This is a genomic window from Flexivirga oryzae (assembly GCF_014190805.1).
Taxonomy (GTDB): Bacteria; Actinomycetota; Actinomycetes; order Actinomycetales; family Dermatophilaceae; genus Flexivirga; species Flexivirga oryzae.
The window spans coordinates 89,857-103,712 of record NZ_JACHVQ010000006.1 but is presented as its reverse complement, the minus strand read 5'-3'; the positions used below and the strand labels follow the sequence as shown (position 1 = coordinate 103,712).

Annotated in this window: 13 protein-coding genes; 6 read left to right on the top strand and 7 right to left on the bottom strand. The window is 68.9% G+C overall.

The genetic code is table 11. The features are described 5' to 3' along the window. The first annotated feature begins 4 nt into the window (after positions 1 to 4). Positions 5 to 1,303 carry a lactate racemase domain-containing protein gene (locus FHU39_RS22945; protein ID WP_183323051.1) on the top strand — a complete coding sequence of 433 codons (1,299 nt, stop codon included), beginning with the start codon at positions 5 to 7 and terminating at the stop codon, positions 1,301 to 1,303. An 8-nt stretch (positions 1,304 to 1,311) separates the two neighbouring features. Here FHU39_RS22945 and FHU39_RS22940 read toward each other — a convergent pair whose 3' ends face one another. Beyond that, complete coding sequence (locus FHU39_RS22940; protein WP_221185848.1) at positions 1,312 to 2,319, bottom strand: substrate-binding domain-containing protein; 1,008 nt, start codon at positions 2,317 to 2,319, stop codon at positions 1,312 to 1,314. A gap of 50 nt (positions 2,320 to 2,369) precedes the next feature. On the opposite strand from FHU39_RS22940, the gene larE reads away from it, so the two are divergent. Both larE and larB read left to right on the top strand, forming a co-directional pair. Beyond that, complete coding sequence (gene larE / locus FHU39_RS22935) at positions 2,370 to 3,242, top strand: ATP-dependent sacrificial sulfur transferase LarE (RefSeq protein WP_343066085.1); 873 nt, start codon at positions 2,370 to 2,372, stop codon at positions 3,240 to 3,242. Beyond that, positions 3,235 to 3,927 (top strand): nickel pincer cofactor biosynthesis protein LarB, encoded by a 693-nt coding sequence (larB, locus tag FHU39_RS22930; protein ID WP_183323049.1) that lies wholly within the window; start codon positions 3,235 to 3,237, stop codon positions 3,925 to 3,927. The genes larE and larB overlap by 8 nt, the downstream gene beginning before the upstream one ends. Positions 3,928 to 3,950: 23 nt before the next feature. Here larB and larC read toward each other — a convergent pair whose 3' ends face one another. Both larC and FHU39_RS22920 read right to left on the bottom strand, forming a co-directional pair. Next, a complete protein-coding gene (gene larC, locus FHU39_RS22925) occupies positions 3,951 to 5,177 on the bottom strand; it encodes a nickel pincer cofactor biosynthesis protein LarC (protein WP_183323048.1) in 1,227 nt (408 codons plus the stop codon). A gap of 13 nt (positions 5,178 to 5,190) precedes the next feature. Further along, positions 5,191 to 6,660, bottom strand: coding sequence for a glycoside-pentoside-hexuronide (GPH):cation symporter (locus tag FHU39_RS22920; RefSeq protein WP_183323047.1), 1,470 nt, complete (start codon positions 6,658 to 6,660; stop codon positions 5,191 to 5,193). A gap of 209 nt (positions 6,661 to 6,869) precedes the next feature. Between FHU39_RS22920 and uidA the strand changes: the two genes are divergently transcribed. From uidA to FHU39_RS22905, 3 genes are all read left to right on the top strand, one after another. Beyond that, positions 6,870 to 8,642: a beta-glucuronidase gene (gene uidA / locus FHU39_RS22915; protein ID WP_183323046.1), complete on the top strand. Its 1,773-nt coding sequence runs from the start codon at positions 6,870 to 6,872 to the stop codon at positions 8,640 to 8,642. A 123-nt stretch (positions 8,643 to 8,765) separates the two neighbouring features. Beyond that, positions 8,766 to 9,692: a Bax inhibitor-1/YccA family protein gene (locus FHU39_RS22910; RefSeq protein WP_183323045.1), complete on the top strand. Its 927-nt coding sequence runs from the start codon at positions 8,766 to 8,768 to the stop codon at positions 9,690 to 9,692. Then, complete coding sequence (locus FHU39_RS22905; protein WP_221185847.1) at positions 9,689 to 10,531, top strand: aminoglycoside phosphotransferase; 843 nt, start codon at positions 9,689 to 9,691, stop codon at positions 10,529 to 10,531. Before FHU39_RS22910 ends, FHU39_RS22905 begins: the two co-directional genes overlap by 4 nt. On the opposite strand, the gene FHU39_RS22900 is transcribed toward FHU39_RS22905, so the two are convergent. The 4 genes from FHU39_RS22900 to FHU39_RS22885 all read right to left on the bottom strand — a co-directional run bounded on the left by FHU39_RS22900 (position 10,520) and on the right by FHU39_RS22885 (position 13,826). Continuing rightward, a complete protein-coding gene (locus tag FHU39_RS22900) occupies positions 10,520 to 10,798 on the bottom strand; it encodes a hypothetical protein (RefSeq protein WP_183323044.1) in 279 nt (92 codons plus the stop codon). The genes FHU39_RS22905 and FHU39_RS22900 overlap by 12 nt on opposite strands. 171 nt (positions 10,799 to 10,969) lie before the next feature. Next, a complete protein-coding gene (locus FHU39_RS22895; RefSeq protein WP_183323043.1) occupies positions 10,970 to 12,193 on the bottom strand; it encodes an acetyl-CoA C-acetyltransferase in 1,224 nt (407 codons plus the stop codon). Positions 12,194 to 12,307: 114 nt separating this feature from the next. Then, positions 12,308 to 12,724, bottom strand: a complete 417-nt coding sequence (locus FHU39_RS22890) for an HIT family protein (RefSeq protein ID WP_183323042.1) — start codon at positions 12,722 to 12,724, stop codon at positions 12,308 to 12,310. A gap of 10 nt (positions 12,725 to 12,734) precedes the next feature. After that, positions 12,735 to 13,826, bottom strand: coding sequence for an SGNH/GDSL hydrolase family protein (locus tag FHU39_RS22885; protein WP_183323041.1), 1,092 nt, complete (start codon positions 13,824 to 13,826; stop codon positions 12,735 to 12,737). Positions 13,827 to 13,856: the final 30 nt, after the last annotated feature.

Below are 13,856 nucleotides of genomic sequence, written 5' to 3'. Positions count from 1 at the left end.
CTGTATGACGACGACGCAGCTGCCCGAGGGACTGGCCGACTCCGCAGCACGGATAGGCGGACCCGACGGTGTCCTCACCGATGCGCAGGTGCACGACTTCATCGTGGGGCAACTGCGGGATCACCCGTTCGAAGGTCGTAGCGTGTGCGTGATCGTCCCGGACGCGACCCGGGTCTGTCCGCTGCCGCAGCTGATGCGTGCCGTGCACGAGGGCCTGCACGGTCGGGCCAGCCGGATCACCGTGCTGATCGCACTGGGCACGCACTCTGCGATGAGTGAGACCGCTCTGGGCGCGCTGCTGGGCTACGAGCCCGGTCGGCTGGAGGAGACCTATCCGGGCGTCACCGTGCTCAACCACGAGTGGTGGAAGCCGGAGACGTTCGCCGATCTCGGCACGATCCCGCAGTCGCGGATCGAGGAGCTGTCGGAGGGCCGGATCCATCAGGAGGTCCGGGTGCTGCTCAACCGCGCGGTGGTCGACCACGACGTGTCGCTGGTGGTCGGGCCGGCGCTGCCGCACGAGGTGGTCGGCATCTCCGGGGGCAACAAGTACTTCTTCCCGGGCGTCGCCGGGCAGGAGATCATCGACGTCTCACACTGGCTCGGCGCGCTGATCACCTCGTCGGAGATCATCGGCACCACCGGCATCACGCCGGTGCGTGCGCTGATCAACGAAGGCAGCGCGCTCATCCCGAGTGAGAAGCTCGCCGTCAAGATCGTCACCGCCGAGGGCAGCGGCCTGCACTCGGTGTCCTTCGGTTCCACGGATGCCGCGTGGGCGTCGGCGGCGGAGGTGTGCGCCCAGACCCACGTGCACTACCTGGACGCCCCGGTGAAACGGGTGCTGTCCCTCGTCCCGCGGATGTATGACGAGATCTGGACCGGCGCGAAAGGCTTCTACAAGGTCGAGCCGGTGGTCGCCGACGGCGGCGAAGTGATCGTCTACGCGCCGCACATCACCGAGGTCGCGCGCAACCACCCGGAGATCCTCGAGATCGGCTACCACTGCCGCGACTACTTCGTGAAACAGTGGGACCGCTTCAAGACCGTGCACTGGGGCACCCTCGCGCACTCGACCCACCTGCGTGGCGCGGGGACCTACGACGCCGACACCGGCACCGAGGAGTTGCGGGTGAAAGTCACTCTGGCGACACGCATCCCGCGTGAGGTGTGCGAGTCGATCAACCTCGGCTACCTCGACCCGGACTCCGTCGATGTCGACGCGTACTGGCACGACCCGGACACCCTGGTCGTGCCCAACGCCGGGGAGATGCTCTACCGGTTGGGTGGTCCGCGGTCTTGAGTGACGGTTCAGTCCCGGTGGATGATCCGACCCGGCCGTGCGGTGGTCTGCCGGACGACGAGTTTGACCGGCAGTTCCAGGGTGCCGCTGTGCTTGGCGCGCCCGCGGACGAGCGCCAGGACGTTGGTCACGCCCGTGTGGCCCTGCGAGCGCAGCGGAGACGCGACGGTCGTCAGCATGGGATCGACGAGTTGCGAGATCTGGATGTTGTCGAAGCCGACCACGGAGATGTCGACCGGCACCCGCACACCGCGTGCGCGCAGGCCGCGCACCAGTCCGACGCCCAGCGCGTCGTTGTAGGTCTGCACAGCGGTGGCGCCGGTCGCGATCACGTCCTCTGCCGCATCGAATCCCGCCTGCACAGAAGGTGTTTCGCAATTCGTACCGCTGCGCCGGACAACGAGTTCGAGTTCGTGCGCCGCTTCGCGCAGCGCCCGCCAGCGTGCGCTGTCCGCCCAGCTCGTCGACGGTCCCGGCAGGTAGGCGATCGAGCTGTGTCCCAGACCACCGAGATGTTCGGCGGAGCGGCGGATGCCGCGGGCGTTGTCGATGACCACGCAGCTGATCTCCGGCATACGCCGGTTGAGCAGCACGACGGGACGGCGTTTGGCGATCTTGCGCAAGGCGACCTCGCCGAGGCGGGTGCTGGCGAAAACGATGCCTTCCACCAGGTCGATGCACCCCTCGATGACGGTGCGCTCGTAGTCGGCGTCCTCCCGCGTGTGCAGGATCATCAGCACATAGCCCGCCTCGCGCGCTGCATCCGTGGCACCGGTGATGATCTCGTCGTAGAAGGGATTCGCGATGTCACTGACGACCAGAGCCAGTGCACGGGTGCGCGCACCCACCCGACCCTCGAGGGCACTGCTGTGGTAGCCGATGCGCTCGGCCGCCTCGAAGACCTTGCGGGAGGTGTTCGCGTTCACCCGGCCGGGGTTGGAGAAGGCCCGGGACACGGTGGACGCGGCGACGCCCGCCTCCTGGGCGACGTCGTAGATCGTCGGGCGTTTGTCCACGCCCGCACCGTACGGAAGTCCGCGACCCATGGCAACGAAGAGGAGCAATCGTGACCACCGCGCCACCATTGGACGAGACGACCGCTGGGCGGCTCGCCGCGATGCGACAGGCTCTGGAAGGGGTCGACCGCCTCGGAGTGGCGTTCTCCGGGGGCGTCGACTCCGCGGTGCTGCTCGCGGCCGCGACCAGATGGCTCGGCAGGGACCGGGTGCGTGCCGTGCTCGCGGTCTCACCGAGCCTCGCCGCGGACGAGCGCGCGATCGCGCACGAGGTCGCGGACCGTATCGGCGTCGAGCTGATCGAGATCTCGACGCGCGAGGGGGACCGGGAGGGGTATGTGCGTAACGGCCCGGACCGTTGCTATTTCTGCAAACACGAGCTGTTCACCGTCATCGACGACACTGTTGCGGCCGCACACGGGCTGACGGCGATCGCATATGGCGAGAATGCGGACGACGCGCTCCGGCGGGACCGTCCGGGATCGCGCGCCGCGACCGAGCACGGTGTGCTCCGTCCGCTCGCCGATGCCGGGTTGACCAAGGCCGAGGTGCGTGCGGTGGCCAGGGTGTGGGGGTTGCAGGTCGCGGAGAAGCCGGCGGCGCCCTGCCTGGCGAGTCGCATTCCGCACTTCACGACCGTGACTCCCTGGCGGCTGCACCAGATCGAGGAGGCGGAGCGGGTCTTGCGCCATGCCGGGTTCCGCGATTGTCGGGTCCGTCACCACGGTGCTACCGCGCGCATCGAGGTGCCGGCCGACGAACTGTCCAAATTCGACGACGACGGGTTGAAAGACGTTGTCACACAGGGCGTTCGCGCGGTGGGCTTCGACGACGTGCAGATCGATCCGGAGGGCCTGAAGTCGGGTGCATTCACCCTTGCCGTGCTCGACGGGGAGGCGCAGCAGGGTCGTCGGCATGGGTGACGGTGCCGCTGACGAGCTGAAGGCGCTCGCGGACCCCGACTTCATGCGGCAGGCGCGGCGGGGTTATCCCGAGGCGGTGTATGGCGAGGGCAAGACACCGGAGCAGCTGCGGGTCATTGCCCGCTCCTACGCGTCCCGTGGATCCACTGATTCTCCAGTGATTTTCACCCGGTGCGATGAGGAACGTGCGGCTGCGGTGTTGGTCGAACTGCCCGATGCGGTGCATCAGCCGCAGGCGCGGTTGGTGGTGTGGCCCGCTGATCCTCCGGAGCCCACCGGTGGCCTCGTCGCGGTGCTCACCGCGGGGACGTCGGACCTCCCAGTGGCGCTCGAGGCGGAGACGACGGCCCGCTACCTGGGCCGTCGTACCGAGCTCGTGGTCGATGTCGGTGTGGCAGGGCTGCACCGCGTGCTCGGCAGACTGGACCTGTTGCGTGCGGCCCGAGCGATCGTGGTGGCCGCGGGTATGGACGGTGCGCTGCCGACGGTGGTCGCCGGGTTGGTCGCGGCACCGGTCATCGCCGTGCCGACCTCGGTGGGGTACGGCGCCGCCTTCGGCGGTGTGGCGCCGCTGCTCACCATGCTCAACGCCTGCGCACCAGGAGTGGCAGTCGTCAACATCGACAACGGGTACGGTGCCGGGCACCTCGCCGCGCAGATCGCCGCGCCGCCCGTTGACGGCTGAACCGGTCGTCAACGGCGGGACCGCTACGGCCGGCGGGGCCAGGGTGTCCCTGGTGTGAGACCGGCGTGGACGGCGGCCACCCGGACCTGCTCCAGGGCATCGCGCTCCGACGATCCGACGTCCCGGCTGAGCGCGGCGACATCGTCGAATTCGGGCTGTGCCGTTGCGATCCGGCCGTCCTGGATCCCGAGCTTCACGCGTGCTGTCTGCCCGGACACGGTCACCGTTTCGACGCGCCGTTCCAGCGCGTCACGCAGCACGGTCGTGCGGCGCACGCCCAGCGTCGTGGTGGTGCTGTGCAACGTCCGGACCAGCTCGTCGATCAGCTGCGGTCTGGCGAGCACGTGCACCGTGTGCGCCGGTCGGCCCTTCTTCATCAGGATCGGCACCAGCCACGCGTCGAGGGCCCCGGCGTCGAGGAGAGCCTGCAGGGTGCCCGGCCACAGCCGGGGGTCGAGATCGTCGACATTGGCAGCCAGTTCGACCAGTGTCTCGCTCCCGGCCTCGGCACGCATCGCGGTGGTGAGCACCAGGCGGACGGTGTTCGCACGTTCGGCGTCGTCACGGGTCCCCGCGCCCACGCCGGTGCGTTCGATGCGCCCGGCGAGCCGGCCGGAGCGTGCACCCCAGGCCCGCAACAGCGCCGCCCCGGTCGGCGTGGTTCGCTCGTGCGGCAGGTCGGTCGTGACGTCATACCCACGAGTCAGTTCCAGCACTGCAGGTCCCGGGACCCCCACCGTCCCGTGCGCGATCCGCATCGTTCCGCTGCCCAGCTCCCAGGGCCCGACGGTGACGCTCGGCCGGCCGAGCTCGGCGTACAGCCGGCACGATCCGACGATGTCGGCGATCGAGTCCCAGGAACCCACCTCGTGGAAGTGCACGTCGTCGGGGCTGATCCCGTGTGCCCGTCCTTCCGCCGTGGCAAGTTCGGCGAAGGCGGCGAGAGCCAACTCCGTTGTGGCATCGCCGAGTTCGGCGGCCACCAGGAGCTCCCGGATAGTTGCCCAGGACCGGTGTGGGTGGTCCTCGACGAGAGGGACGACGTCCACCTTGAGTGCGCGCATGCCCGCTCGGGTCACCGTCGCGGTCCGCAACTCGACCGTGTTCGGCAGCACAGCCTCCACGGCCGCCCCGGCGGTGCTCAGCGCCCGGTCCGGGTCGTCGTGCAGGTCGACGAGCGCGCCGAGCATCATGTCCCCGGCGACGCCGGCTGTCGCGTCGACCCACAGCGTGCGGGCGGTGCTCGTCATACCTGCCATCCAATCAGGCCGGGGTGGCTTCCTCGTCGCCGGAGACGTTGATGGCGGCAGACTTGCGCAACTCGTTCTCGTCGCGGATCTGGGTGAAGACCTTGTCGGTCAGCGGGTACTTCCAGAAGATGATCATCGCGACGATCGCGGCGACGGCGGGCACGATGCCCATGGTGAACTTGATCATCGTGAGCGCACTGTCCGGCTGCACCGGGTTGGAGTTGCTGCTGGAGGACGACACGTAGTTGCCGAGCGCGAGCAGGCCGGCGCCGAGGAAACCGCCGATCGACTGGGTGACCTTGCGGGTGAACGAGAACAGCGCGTAGGTCGCACCCTCGGACCGCTGGCCGGACTTCCACTCGCCGTACTCGACGGTGTCGGCCTCGAGGCCGAACATGATCGTGTTGATCAGGCTCTGGCCGATACCCGAGATGCCGAGGAAGACCAGCGACAGGCCGAGGTGGTTGTTGGGGGTCAGGAAGATCGCGACGCCGCCGACGACCGTGAATCCGCCCAGGGCGATGAAGAGGTTCTTCTTGCCGAACCGCCGGATCAAGGCGGGTACGAAGGGCGTTGCGACGAAGGAGATCCCGATGCTCACCAGGGAGATCCACACGGCATTCTTGACGTCGCCGAGGATGTACTGCGCATAGAACGCGCTCACCCCGAGGGTGGCGAACATGCCGGTGAGGTAGCAGAACGACGCACCGCACAGGAAGGCGAGCGGGCGGTTGTGCCGCAGGGTCGCGAACGACTCCCGGACCGACACCCGGCTGGCGCGACGCACGACCTTCTCGCGGGTGGTGCAGAAGACGATCAGGTAGGCGACCGTTCCGATGAGGATGAACCACAGCGTCGTCTGGGTGAAGATCGATTGTGCCTGGTGCAGGTACTGCTCGGAGGTGAGGGACTTCTTCTGGTCCTTCAGCGCGGAGATCTTGGGCGCGATGATCCAGGTGAGCCCGACACTTGCCACGGCGGTGCCGATGGTGCGCCCGGACACGAGCTTGGCGCGCTCCTGCACGTCCTGCGTCATGGCGGAGGCCAGTGAGCCGTAGGGGATGTTCACCAGGCTGTAGACGAGACCGAGCACGGCATACGTCAGGTAGACGTAGAGCAGCTTCGTGCCGTAGGTGACGTTGCTCGGGACGTGGAAGCACAGGAAGCTCATGAACAGCAGCGGCACCGCGCCGAAGAGGATGAACGGCCGGAACTTGCCCCAGCGGGTCATCGTGCGGTCGACCAGGCGGCCGGCGAACAGGTCGGTGAACGCGTCCCAGAAACGCACCACGAGGAACATCGCAGCGACGGCCGCGGCACTGATGCCGGCCACGTCGGTGTAGTAGTACAGCAGGAACGATGCTCCGAGCGAGAAAGCCAGGTTGTTCGCGAAGTCGCCGAAGCCGTAGCCGACGATCGAACGCCGTGGCAGGCGACCGATCACTCCGGCGTGTGTGCGGGGAGTGCTGACCTCCGTCATCATCGGCTGATTCCCTTCGTATCCGGTGAATTCCGTGCCGGGAGGCGCGATTTGATCAGCGAACAACGAAACCCGGCGAGGCCGGAATCTGTTGCCGCTTGTTGCGGCGGACCCGTCGCACCGTGGCAACCGTTGGCAACAGCTGGCTGCGCGGGCGCGGGCGGTGGCAGCCTGCGATCAGAGCCCCCGACCTCCTCACGAAAGGCACCGACATGCTGCGTCCGCAAGAAACCGAGTCCCGGTCCCGTCTCCCGTTGGACGGGCTGTGGGACTTCCGGATCGACCGGGACGGAGCCGGGTACGACGAGCGGTGGTTCTCCGCACCGCTGCAGGACGCACGCGCGATGGTCGTCCCGTCCAGCTACAACGATCTGGTGGTCGATGCGGAGGACCGCAACTTCTTCGGTGACATCTGGTACCAGCGGACCGTGCGGGTTCCGCGCGGGTTCGCGGGGGATCGGGTGATCCTCTACTTCGAATCGGCGACGCACCGCGCGACGGTCTGGGTGGACGACCTCGAAGTCACCCGGCACGAAGGCGGCTACCTGCCGTTCGAGGTCGATATCACCGACCACGTGACCGCCGGGCGGACGTTCCGGCTGACCGTGTGCGTCAACAACACGCTGTCCTTCCAGACGATCCCGCCGGGCGTCATCGAGGACACCCCGACCGGGCGCAAGCAGATCTACTGGCACGACTTCTTCAACTTCGCCGGCCTGCACCGCAGCGTCTGGCTGGCGTCGCGCCCGGCATCCCACGTGGACGACCTCACCGTCGTCACCGGTTTCGAGGGCACGACCGGCTCGGTGCGGTATGACGTGCGCAGCGTCGACGCGCAGCAGTTGACCGCCCGGGCGGTGCTCGCCGATGCCGACGGCGTCGTCGTCGCACAGGGTGACGGCGACCAGGGCGAGCTGCACGTGGACGATGTCCACCTGTGGGGCCCCGGCGACGGCTACCTCTACGACCTGACGGTCCAGCTCCTGGACGGCGGCACGATCGTCGACGAAGTGCACCAGCACGTCGGCATACGCACCGTCGAAGTCCGTGGCACGGAGTTCCTCATCAACGGACAGCTGTTCCACTTCAAGGGTTTCGGAATGCACGAGGATCACGTCACGATCGGCAAGGGGCACAACGACGCCCTGATGGTCCGTGATTTCGAGTTGCTGCAGTGGATCGGTGCGAACTCCTTCCGCACCTCGCACTACCCCTACAGCGAGGACGTCATGGACTACGCGGACCGGATGGGCTACGTCGTCATCGACGAGACTCCGGCGGTCGGACTCAACATGGGGCTGGGCGGAGGCATCTTCGGCGGCCAGGGCTACACGACATACTCACCCGAGACGGTCAACGACACGACGCGTCAGCGACACATCGAGGAGATCGAGGGGCTCGTCGCACGCGACAAGAACCACCCGTGCGTGGTGATCTGGTCGATCGCCAACGAGCCCGAGTCGGAGACCGAGGGCGCGGAGAACTACTTCCGGCCGCTGTTCGACATCGCCCGCAAGGCCGACCCGCAGGGTCGTCCGGTCGGGTTCGTCAACGTCATGCTCGCTCCCTACGGCAAGTGCCGGGTCAGCCAGTTCGGTGACGTGCTCATGCTCAACCGTTACTACGGCTGGTACGTCAACACCGGCGACCTGGAGGGTGCCGAACACGCCTTCACAGAGGAACTGCGCGGCTGGGCCACCGAGGGCAAGCCGATCATCATCACCGAGTACGGCGCGGACACGATGCCCGGGCTGCACCAGTTGCCGGCCCAGCCGTGGTCGGAGGAGTACCAGGTCGAGTACCTCGCGGCCAACCATCGCGCCTTCGACAAGGTGGACGCGGTCGTCGGCGAGCAGGTCTGGAACTTCGCCGACTTCGCGACCACCTCCGGGATCATGCGCGTCGGTGGCAACAAGAAGGGCGTCTTCACCCGCGACCGGCAGCCGAAGGCGGCTGCCTTCGCACTGCGCGAACGCTGGAGCTGACCCGCCGCCCCGGAACACAGGGACCACCTCCCGGCGTTGAGCGGGATGTACCGATGTTTCCTGTCACCTACACTGCTGTCAGGCAACATCCGTCACAGTCGTTCACAAACGTTAGGGGCTGCCATGGCATCCAATCCGGTGTTCAACCGGTTCAACGAGGACCTGTCGAAGGGCCGGTTGACCGACGGGCAGCCGCAGTACGGCCAGTTCGGCACGCCGGAGCAGCAGCAACAGGCGCGCTACGGCTACCAGGGCGAGCAGCCGGGCTACCCGCAGCAGCAGTACCCGGGTTACCCGCCGCAGGGGCAGTTCGGCCAGCCGGCGCCCGACCTGGAGAAGATGTATGGCGCGCCCGCCGCCACCGCCACCCAGTCCGGCCGGATGACGCTGGACGACGTGGTCACCAAGACCCTCGGCCTCTTCGGGGTGCTGCTGGTCTTCGCTGCGGTCGGCTGGTTCGTCGGCAAGGAGAACCAGGGCGCCGGTATGGCGCTGTGGCTCGGCGGCATGATCGTCGGCCTGGTGATCGGCTTCGTGATCTCCTTCAAGCGCGTCATCTCGGTGCCGCTGATCCTGGCGTACGCCGTCTGTGAGGGCCTGTTCGTCGGTGCCGCCAGCGGCTTCTTCAACACCGTCTACCCGGGCATCGTGGCCGAGGCGGTCCTCGCGACGTTCTGCGTCTTCGCGGGCATGTTCGTGGGCTGGAAGTTCGGCCTCATCCGCGTCACCGAGCGGTCCCGCAAGATCTTCGGCCTGATGGTGGTCGGCTACCTGCTCTTCGCCCTGGTCAACGTCGCGCTGGTCTGGACCGGCGTCATGAGCAACCCGTTCGGCGTCGGCGGCAGCGGCCCGCTCGGCATCATCATCAGCGTGTTCGCGGTCGGGCTGGCGTCCTACTCGCTGGCCGTCGACTTCGACTCCATCCAGCGCGGCGTCAACGCCCGGCTGCCGGAGAAGTACTCCTGGCTGATGGCGCACGGCCTGCTGGTGTCGGTCGTCTGGCTCTACATCGAGCTGCTGCGCCTCTTCGCACGCATCCAGAGTCGTTGACCTCGACAGCACACCGCACGACCGAGGTCGAGCACGTGATCCCCTCGGATCACGTGCTCGACCTCTTCGCGGTCCCGGGCGACCTGCGGCCGCTGCCGGGCGGTTGGGGCAACAGCGTGCTCGCCGGCGACCTGGTGCTCAGCCCGGGACGTGACCGGTCGATCGCCGACCGGCTGAGCCCGCGCCTGGCCCGGCTCGCGGTCGGCCTCGACACCCGGCCGCGCCGCGACGTGCGCATCGCGATGCCGATCCCGGCACGGGACGGCAGCTGGGTGGTGGAGGGCTGGTCCGCCAGCCGCTACGAGCCGGGCAGCCGCACCTGCACCGACGCGGCCGTCGTGCGGGCCACGGGATCCCTGCTGCACGCCGAGCTCGCGCTCGCGGTCGGGGAGTGGCCGCTCGCCGATGCGGAGCCACGCAGCCGGTGGGACCGCGCCGAGCGCGTCGCGTTCGGCACCGGGAGCACCGACCTGGGCGAATACCTCGCAGGACAGGCCGAGCTCGCCCGTGAACTGCTGGGCCTGCGCACCGACGAGGCGTTCGGCGCGAACCAGCTTGTGCACGGGGACCTGGCGGGCAACGTCCTGCTCGACGCCGCCGACGTCCCGGTGGTCATCGACTTCGCGCCCTACTGGCGTCCGGTGCGCTGGTCCGACGCGGTGTGCGTGCTCGACCTGGTGATGTGGTTCGGGGCCGACCCGGCGCTGCTGACCGACTGGACGTTCGGCGCGAGCCGTCAGGCGATGCTGCGTGCCGCGATCTTCCGGGTGCTGTCCGACCTCGACCCGGACCTCGGACGCTACCGCCGCACGCTGCAGCCGGTGCTGTCAGGGCAGTGAGCGCCGCAGCCGCGTCAGACCCGGCAGCACCTGCTCGTCCAGGCCCGCGCGGCGCGCGTCATACACCATGACGGTGAGCTGATCGAGCAGCGCCGCAGTGCCCAGGTCGGGTATGCCGAGCGGTTCGCGGCCGGTCGCCGCGCGGGTGGCGTCGGCCAGGTGCTGCGCGAGATCCCTCAGCAGCGACGCGTTTTCGGCCGCCACCGCCTCGGGGAGTTCACGCCAGCGTCGGTGCACCCGGCGCAGCTCGGTCCCGATGTCGTCCACGCACACAGGGTATGGCGTCACCGCCGCGGGACTCGGACACCGGGGGATCCGGATCGAGACCCGAGACTGACGGTGATATTCACGGTTGACGGCCGAATTCGGCCGTCAACCGTGAATCGGGCCGTCAGTCTCGAGGGGCCGGTCAGATCCGGTCGCGAGCGGGCCAGCCGTTCAGGACAGGCGCTCGTAGATGATCGCCATACCCTGACCGCCGCCGACGCACATGGTCTCCAGACCGAAGGTGCCGTCGGCCTCGCGCAGACCGTTGAGCAGCGTCGTGGTGATGCGGGCGCCGGTCGAGCCGAACGGGTGGCCGAGGGCGATCGCCCCGCCGTGGACGTTCAGCTTGTCGAAGTCCATGCCGAGGTCGTCGGCGGACGGCAGCACCTGCGCGGCGAACGCCTCGTTGATCTCGTAGAGGTCGAGGTCGCCGATCGTCATACCGGCGCGTTTCAGCGCCTGCCGGGACGCCTCGACCGGGCCGAGGCCCATGATCTCGGGGGAGAGCGCCGAGACGCCGGTCGCGACCACGCGGGCCAGCGGGGTGATGCCCAGCTCCTCGGCCCTGGTGTCGCTCATCACGACCAGGGCGGCCGCGCCGTCGTTGAGCGGGCAGCAGTTGCCCGCGGTGACCGTGCCGTTCTCCCGGAACACCGGCTGCAGGGTGGACACCTTCTCCAGCGTGACACCCGGGCGGGGCCCGTCGTCGGTGCTGACGACCGTGCCGTCCGGCAGCGTCACCGGCGTGATCTCGCGGGCGAAGAAGCCGCTGGCGATCGCCTGCTCGGCGCGGTTCTGGCTGCTCACGCCCCACTCGTCCTGCCGCTCGCGGCTGATGCCGCGGGAGGTGGCGACGTTCTCGGCGGTCTGGCCCATCGCGATGTAGACGTCCGGCAGCTTGCCGTCCTCGCGCGGGTCGGTCCAGGTCGTGTTGTCCTTGGCGAGCTGCGCGGTGCGGGCCACCGCGTCGGCGAACTTCGGGTTCTGCCAGTCGGCCTTGCTGACACCGGCCCCGGAGAAGTCGGCATAGCGGGAGACGCACTCGACGCCGGCGGACAGGAAGACGTCACCCTCGCCGGCCTTGATCGCGTGGGCCGCCATCCGGGTCGTCTGCACCGAGGAGGAGCAGAATCGGTTGACCGTCGCACCGGGCAGGTGGTCCCAGCCGCCGAGCACGGCGACGACGCGGGCCATGTTGCTGCCGTGCTCCGCCCACGGCTCGGCGCAGCCCAGGTAGAGGTCCTCGATGAGCGTCGGGTCCAGGTCGGGAACCTGGGCGAGGGCGGCCCGAATGGCCTGCACGCTGAGGTCGTCGGGACGGATGTCCTTCAGTGATCCCTTGAAGGCGCGGCCGATCGGCGTACGAGCGGCGGCGACGATGACTGCTTCGGGCATGGGGTCCTCCGTTGTTGCAGGGAGCCGCCGGGTTCACCGCCGGCGGATGTTACCGATCAGTAGAAAAGTCGTGCTGGCAGTCTAGGGCGGCTCACCGGGACGCGATCGGCCCGGTCAGCCGCGCAGCGCTGCCCCGGCGGCCGCGATGACGTCGGCGTCGCCGCCCTGGCCGGGCTTCCAGGGCTCGATGAGCCCGTCGTCGACATACCGCGGGATCACGTGCAGGTGGAAGTGGAACACCGTCTGCCAGGCCGCGGAGCCGCAGCAGTTGAGCAGGTTGACGCCGTCGGCCGCGAACACCTCCTTGGCGCGCTTGGCGATCTCCTGCGCCTTGACCGTGACGGCCGCCAGGTCTGCCGGGTCGATCGTGGTGATGTCCTGCGTATGGCGCTTGGGTATGACGAGTGCGTGTCCTCGCGTCGCCGGGTTGATGTCCATGAACACGTAGGTGCTGTCGTCCTCGGCGACCTTGGTCGACGGGATCTCGCCCGCGATGATCTTGCAGAAGATGCAGTCAGTCTCGGTGGCCATGAACGTGACTCTAGTGTGCGGCGGTGGTGTCGGTGCCGGAGTCGTGGTGCACGGGCTCGGCGACCGGTTCCTCCGGGGTCGACGGTGCGGCATCCTCGACGTCGGGCTCCGCGTCGGACCCGGTCGCGTCGTTCTCCTCCGGCAGTGGTTGGCGGTGTCGGCGCAGCAGCACCGCCCACGGGCCGCGCACGTTGCGTGCCACGCCCTTGACCTGGGTACCGGACACCTCGGTCCCGGGATCCTTGGCGGCGCGTCGCGCTGCCGACGACACCGGACGGACGGCTTCACCGCGCAGCCGGTTGGGCTTGCGGCCGGTGTCCGGCGAGGCCTGGCCGAGTGCGTCGAGCACGCTGGGCAGCAATGCCGACGCGGCCCGCGCGTAACCCGCGGCCGACGGGTGGAAGCGGTCCTTGGAGAACATCACCGACGGGCTGTCGGAGAACTCGTGACCGAGCAGGTCGCCGAGGGAGACGGTGCGGCCGCCGAGTTCGACGACGGCCACCGTCTGCGCGGCCGCCAGGTGACGGGACCAGCGGCGGGCGAGCTGGCGCAGCGGCTGGGGGACCGGTTTGATCACGCCCAGGTCGGGGCAGGTTCCCACGACCACCTCGCTGCCGGCGTCGCGCAGTCGGCGCACGCACTCCGCCAGATGCGCCACCGCGTCGGTCTGCGACAGGCGGCTGGTCACGTCGTTGGCGCCGATCATGATGAGCGCGACGTCCGGGTGGGGTACTTGGTGCAGCGCCTGGTCCAGTTGGCCGTCCAGGTCGGGCGAGGTCGCGCCGACCACGGCGACGTTGGTCAGCTGGACCGGCCGGCCGGCGAGCGCGGCCGCGGCGGTCGACACGATCGCACCCACCGTCTGGGTCGCGTTGTCGGCGCCCATCCCCTTGGCGGTGGAGTCGCCGAGTACGAGCAGGCGGATCGGGTCGCCGGGTGCGGCGCCATACACGCCGTTGTCGTCCGGGGCACCGTCGAAGGGCTGGCCGACGACCCGTCGCGCGATGGCCGCCTCACCCTTCAACACGCCCCAGCCGCCGAGGAATCCGGCGGCGCCGATGCCGGCGCTGCCCGCGACATAGGTGGCCGCCTTGCGTGCCATCGATGCCCGACTCACCGCTGGTCCACCCGC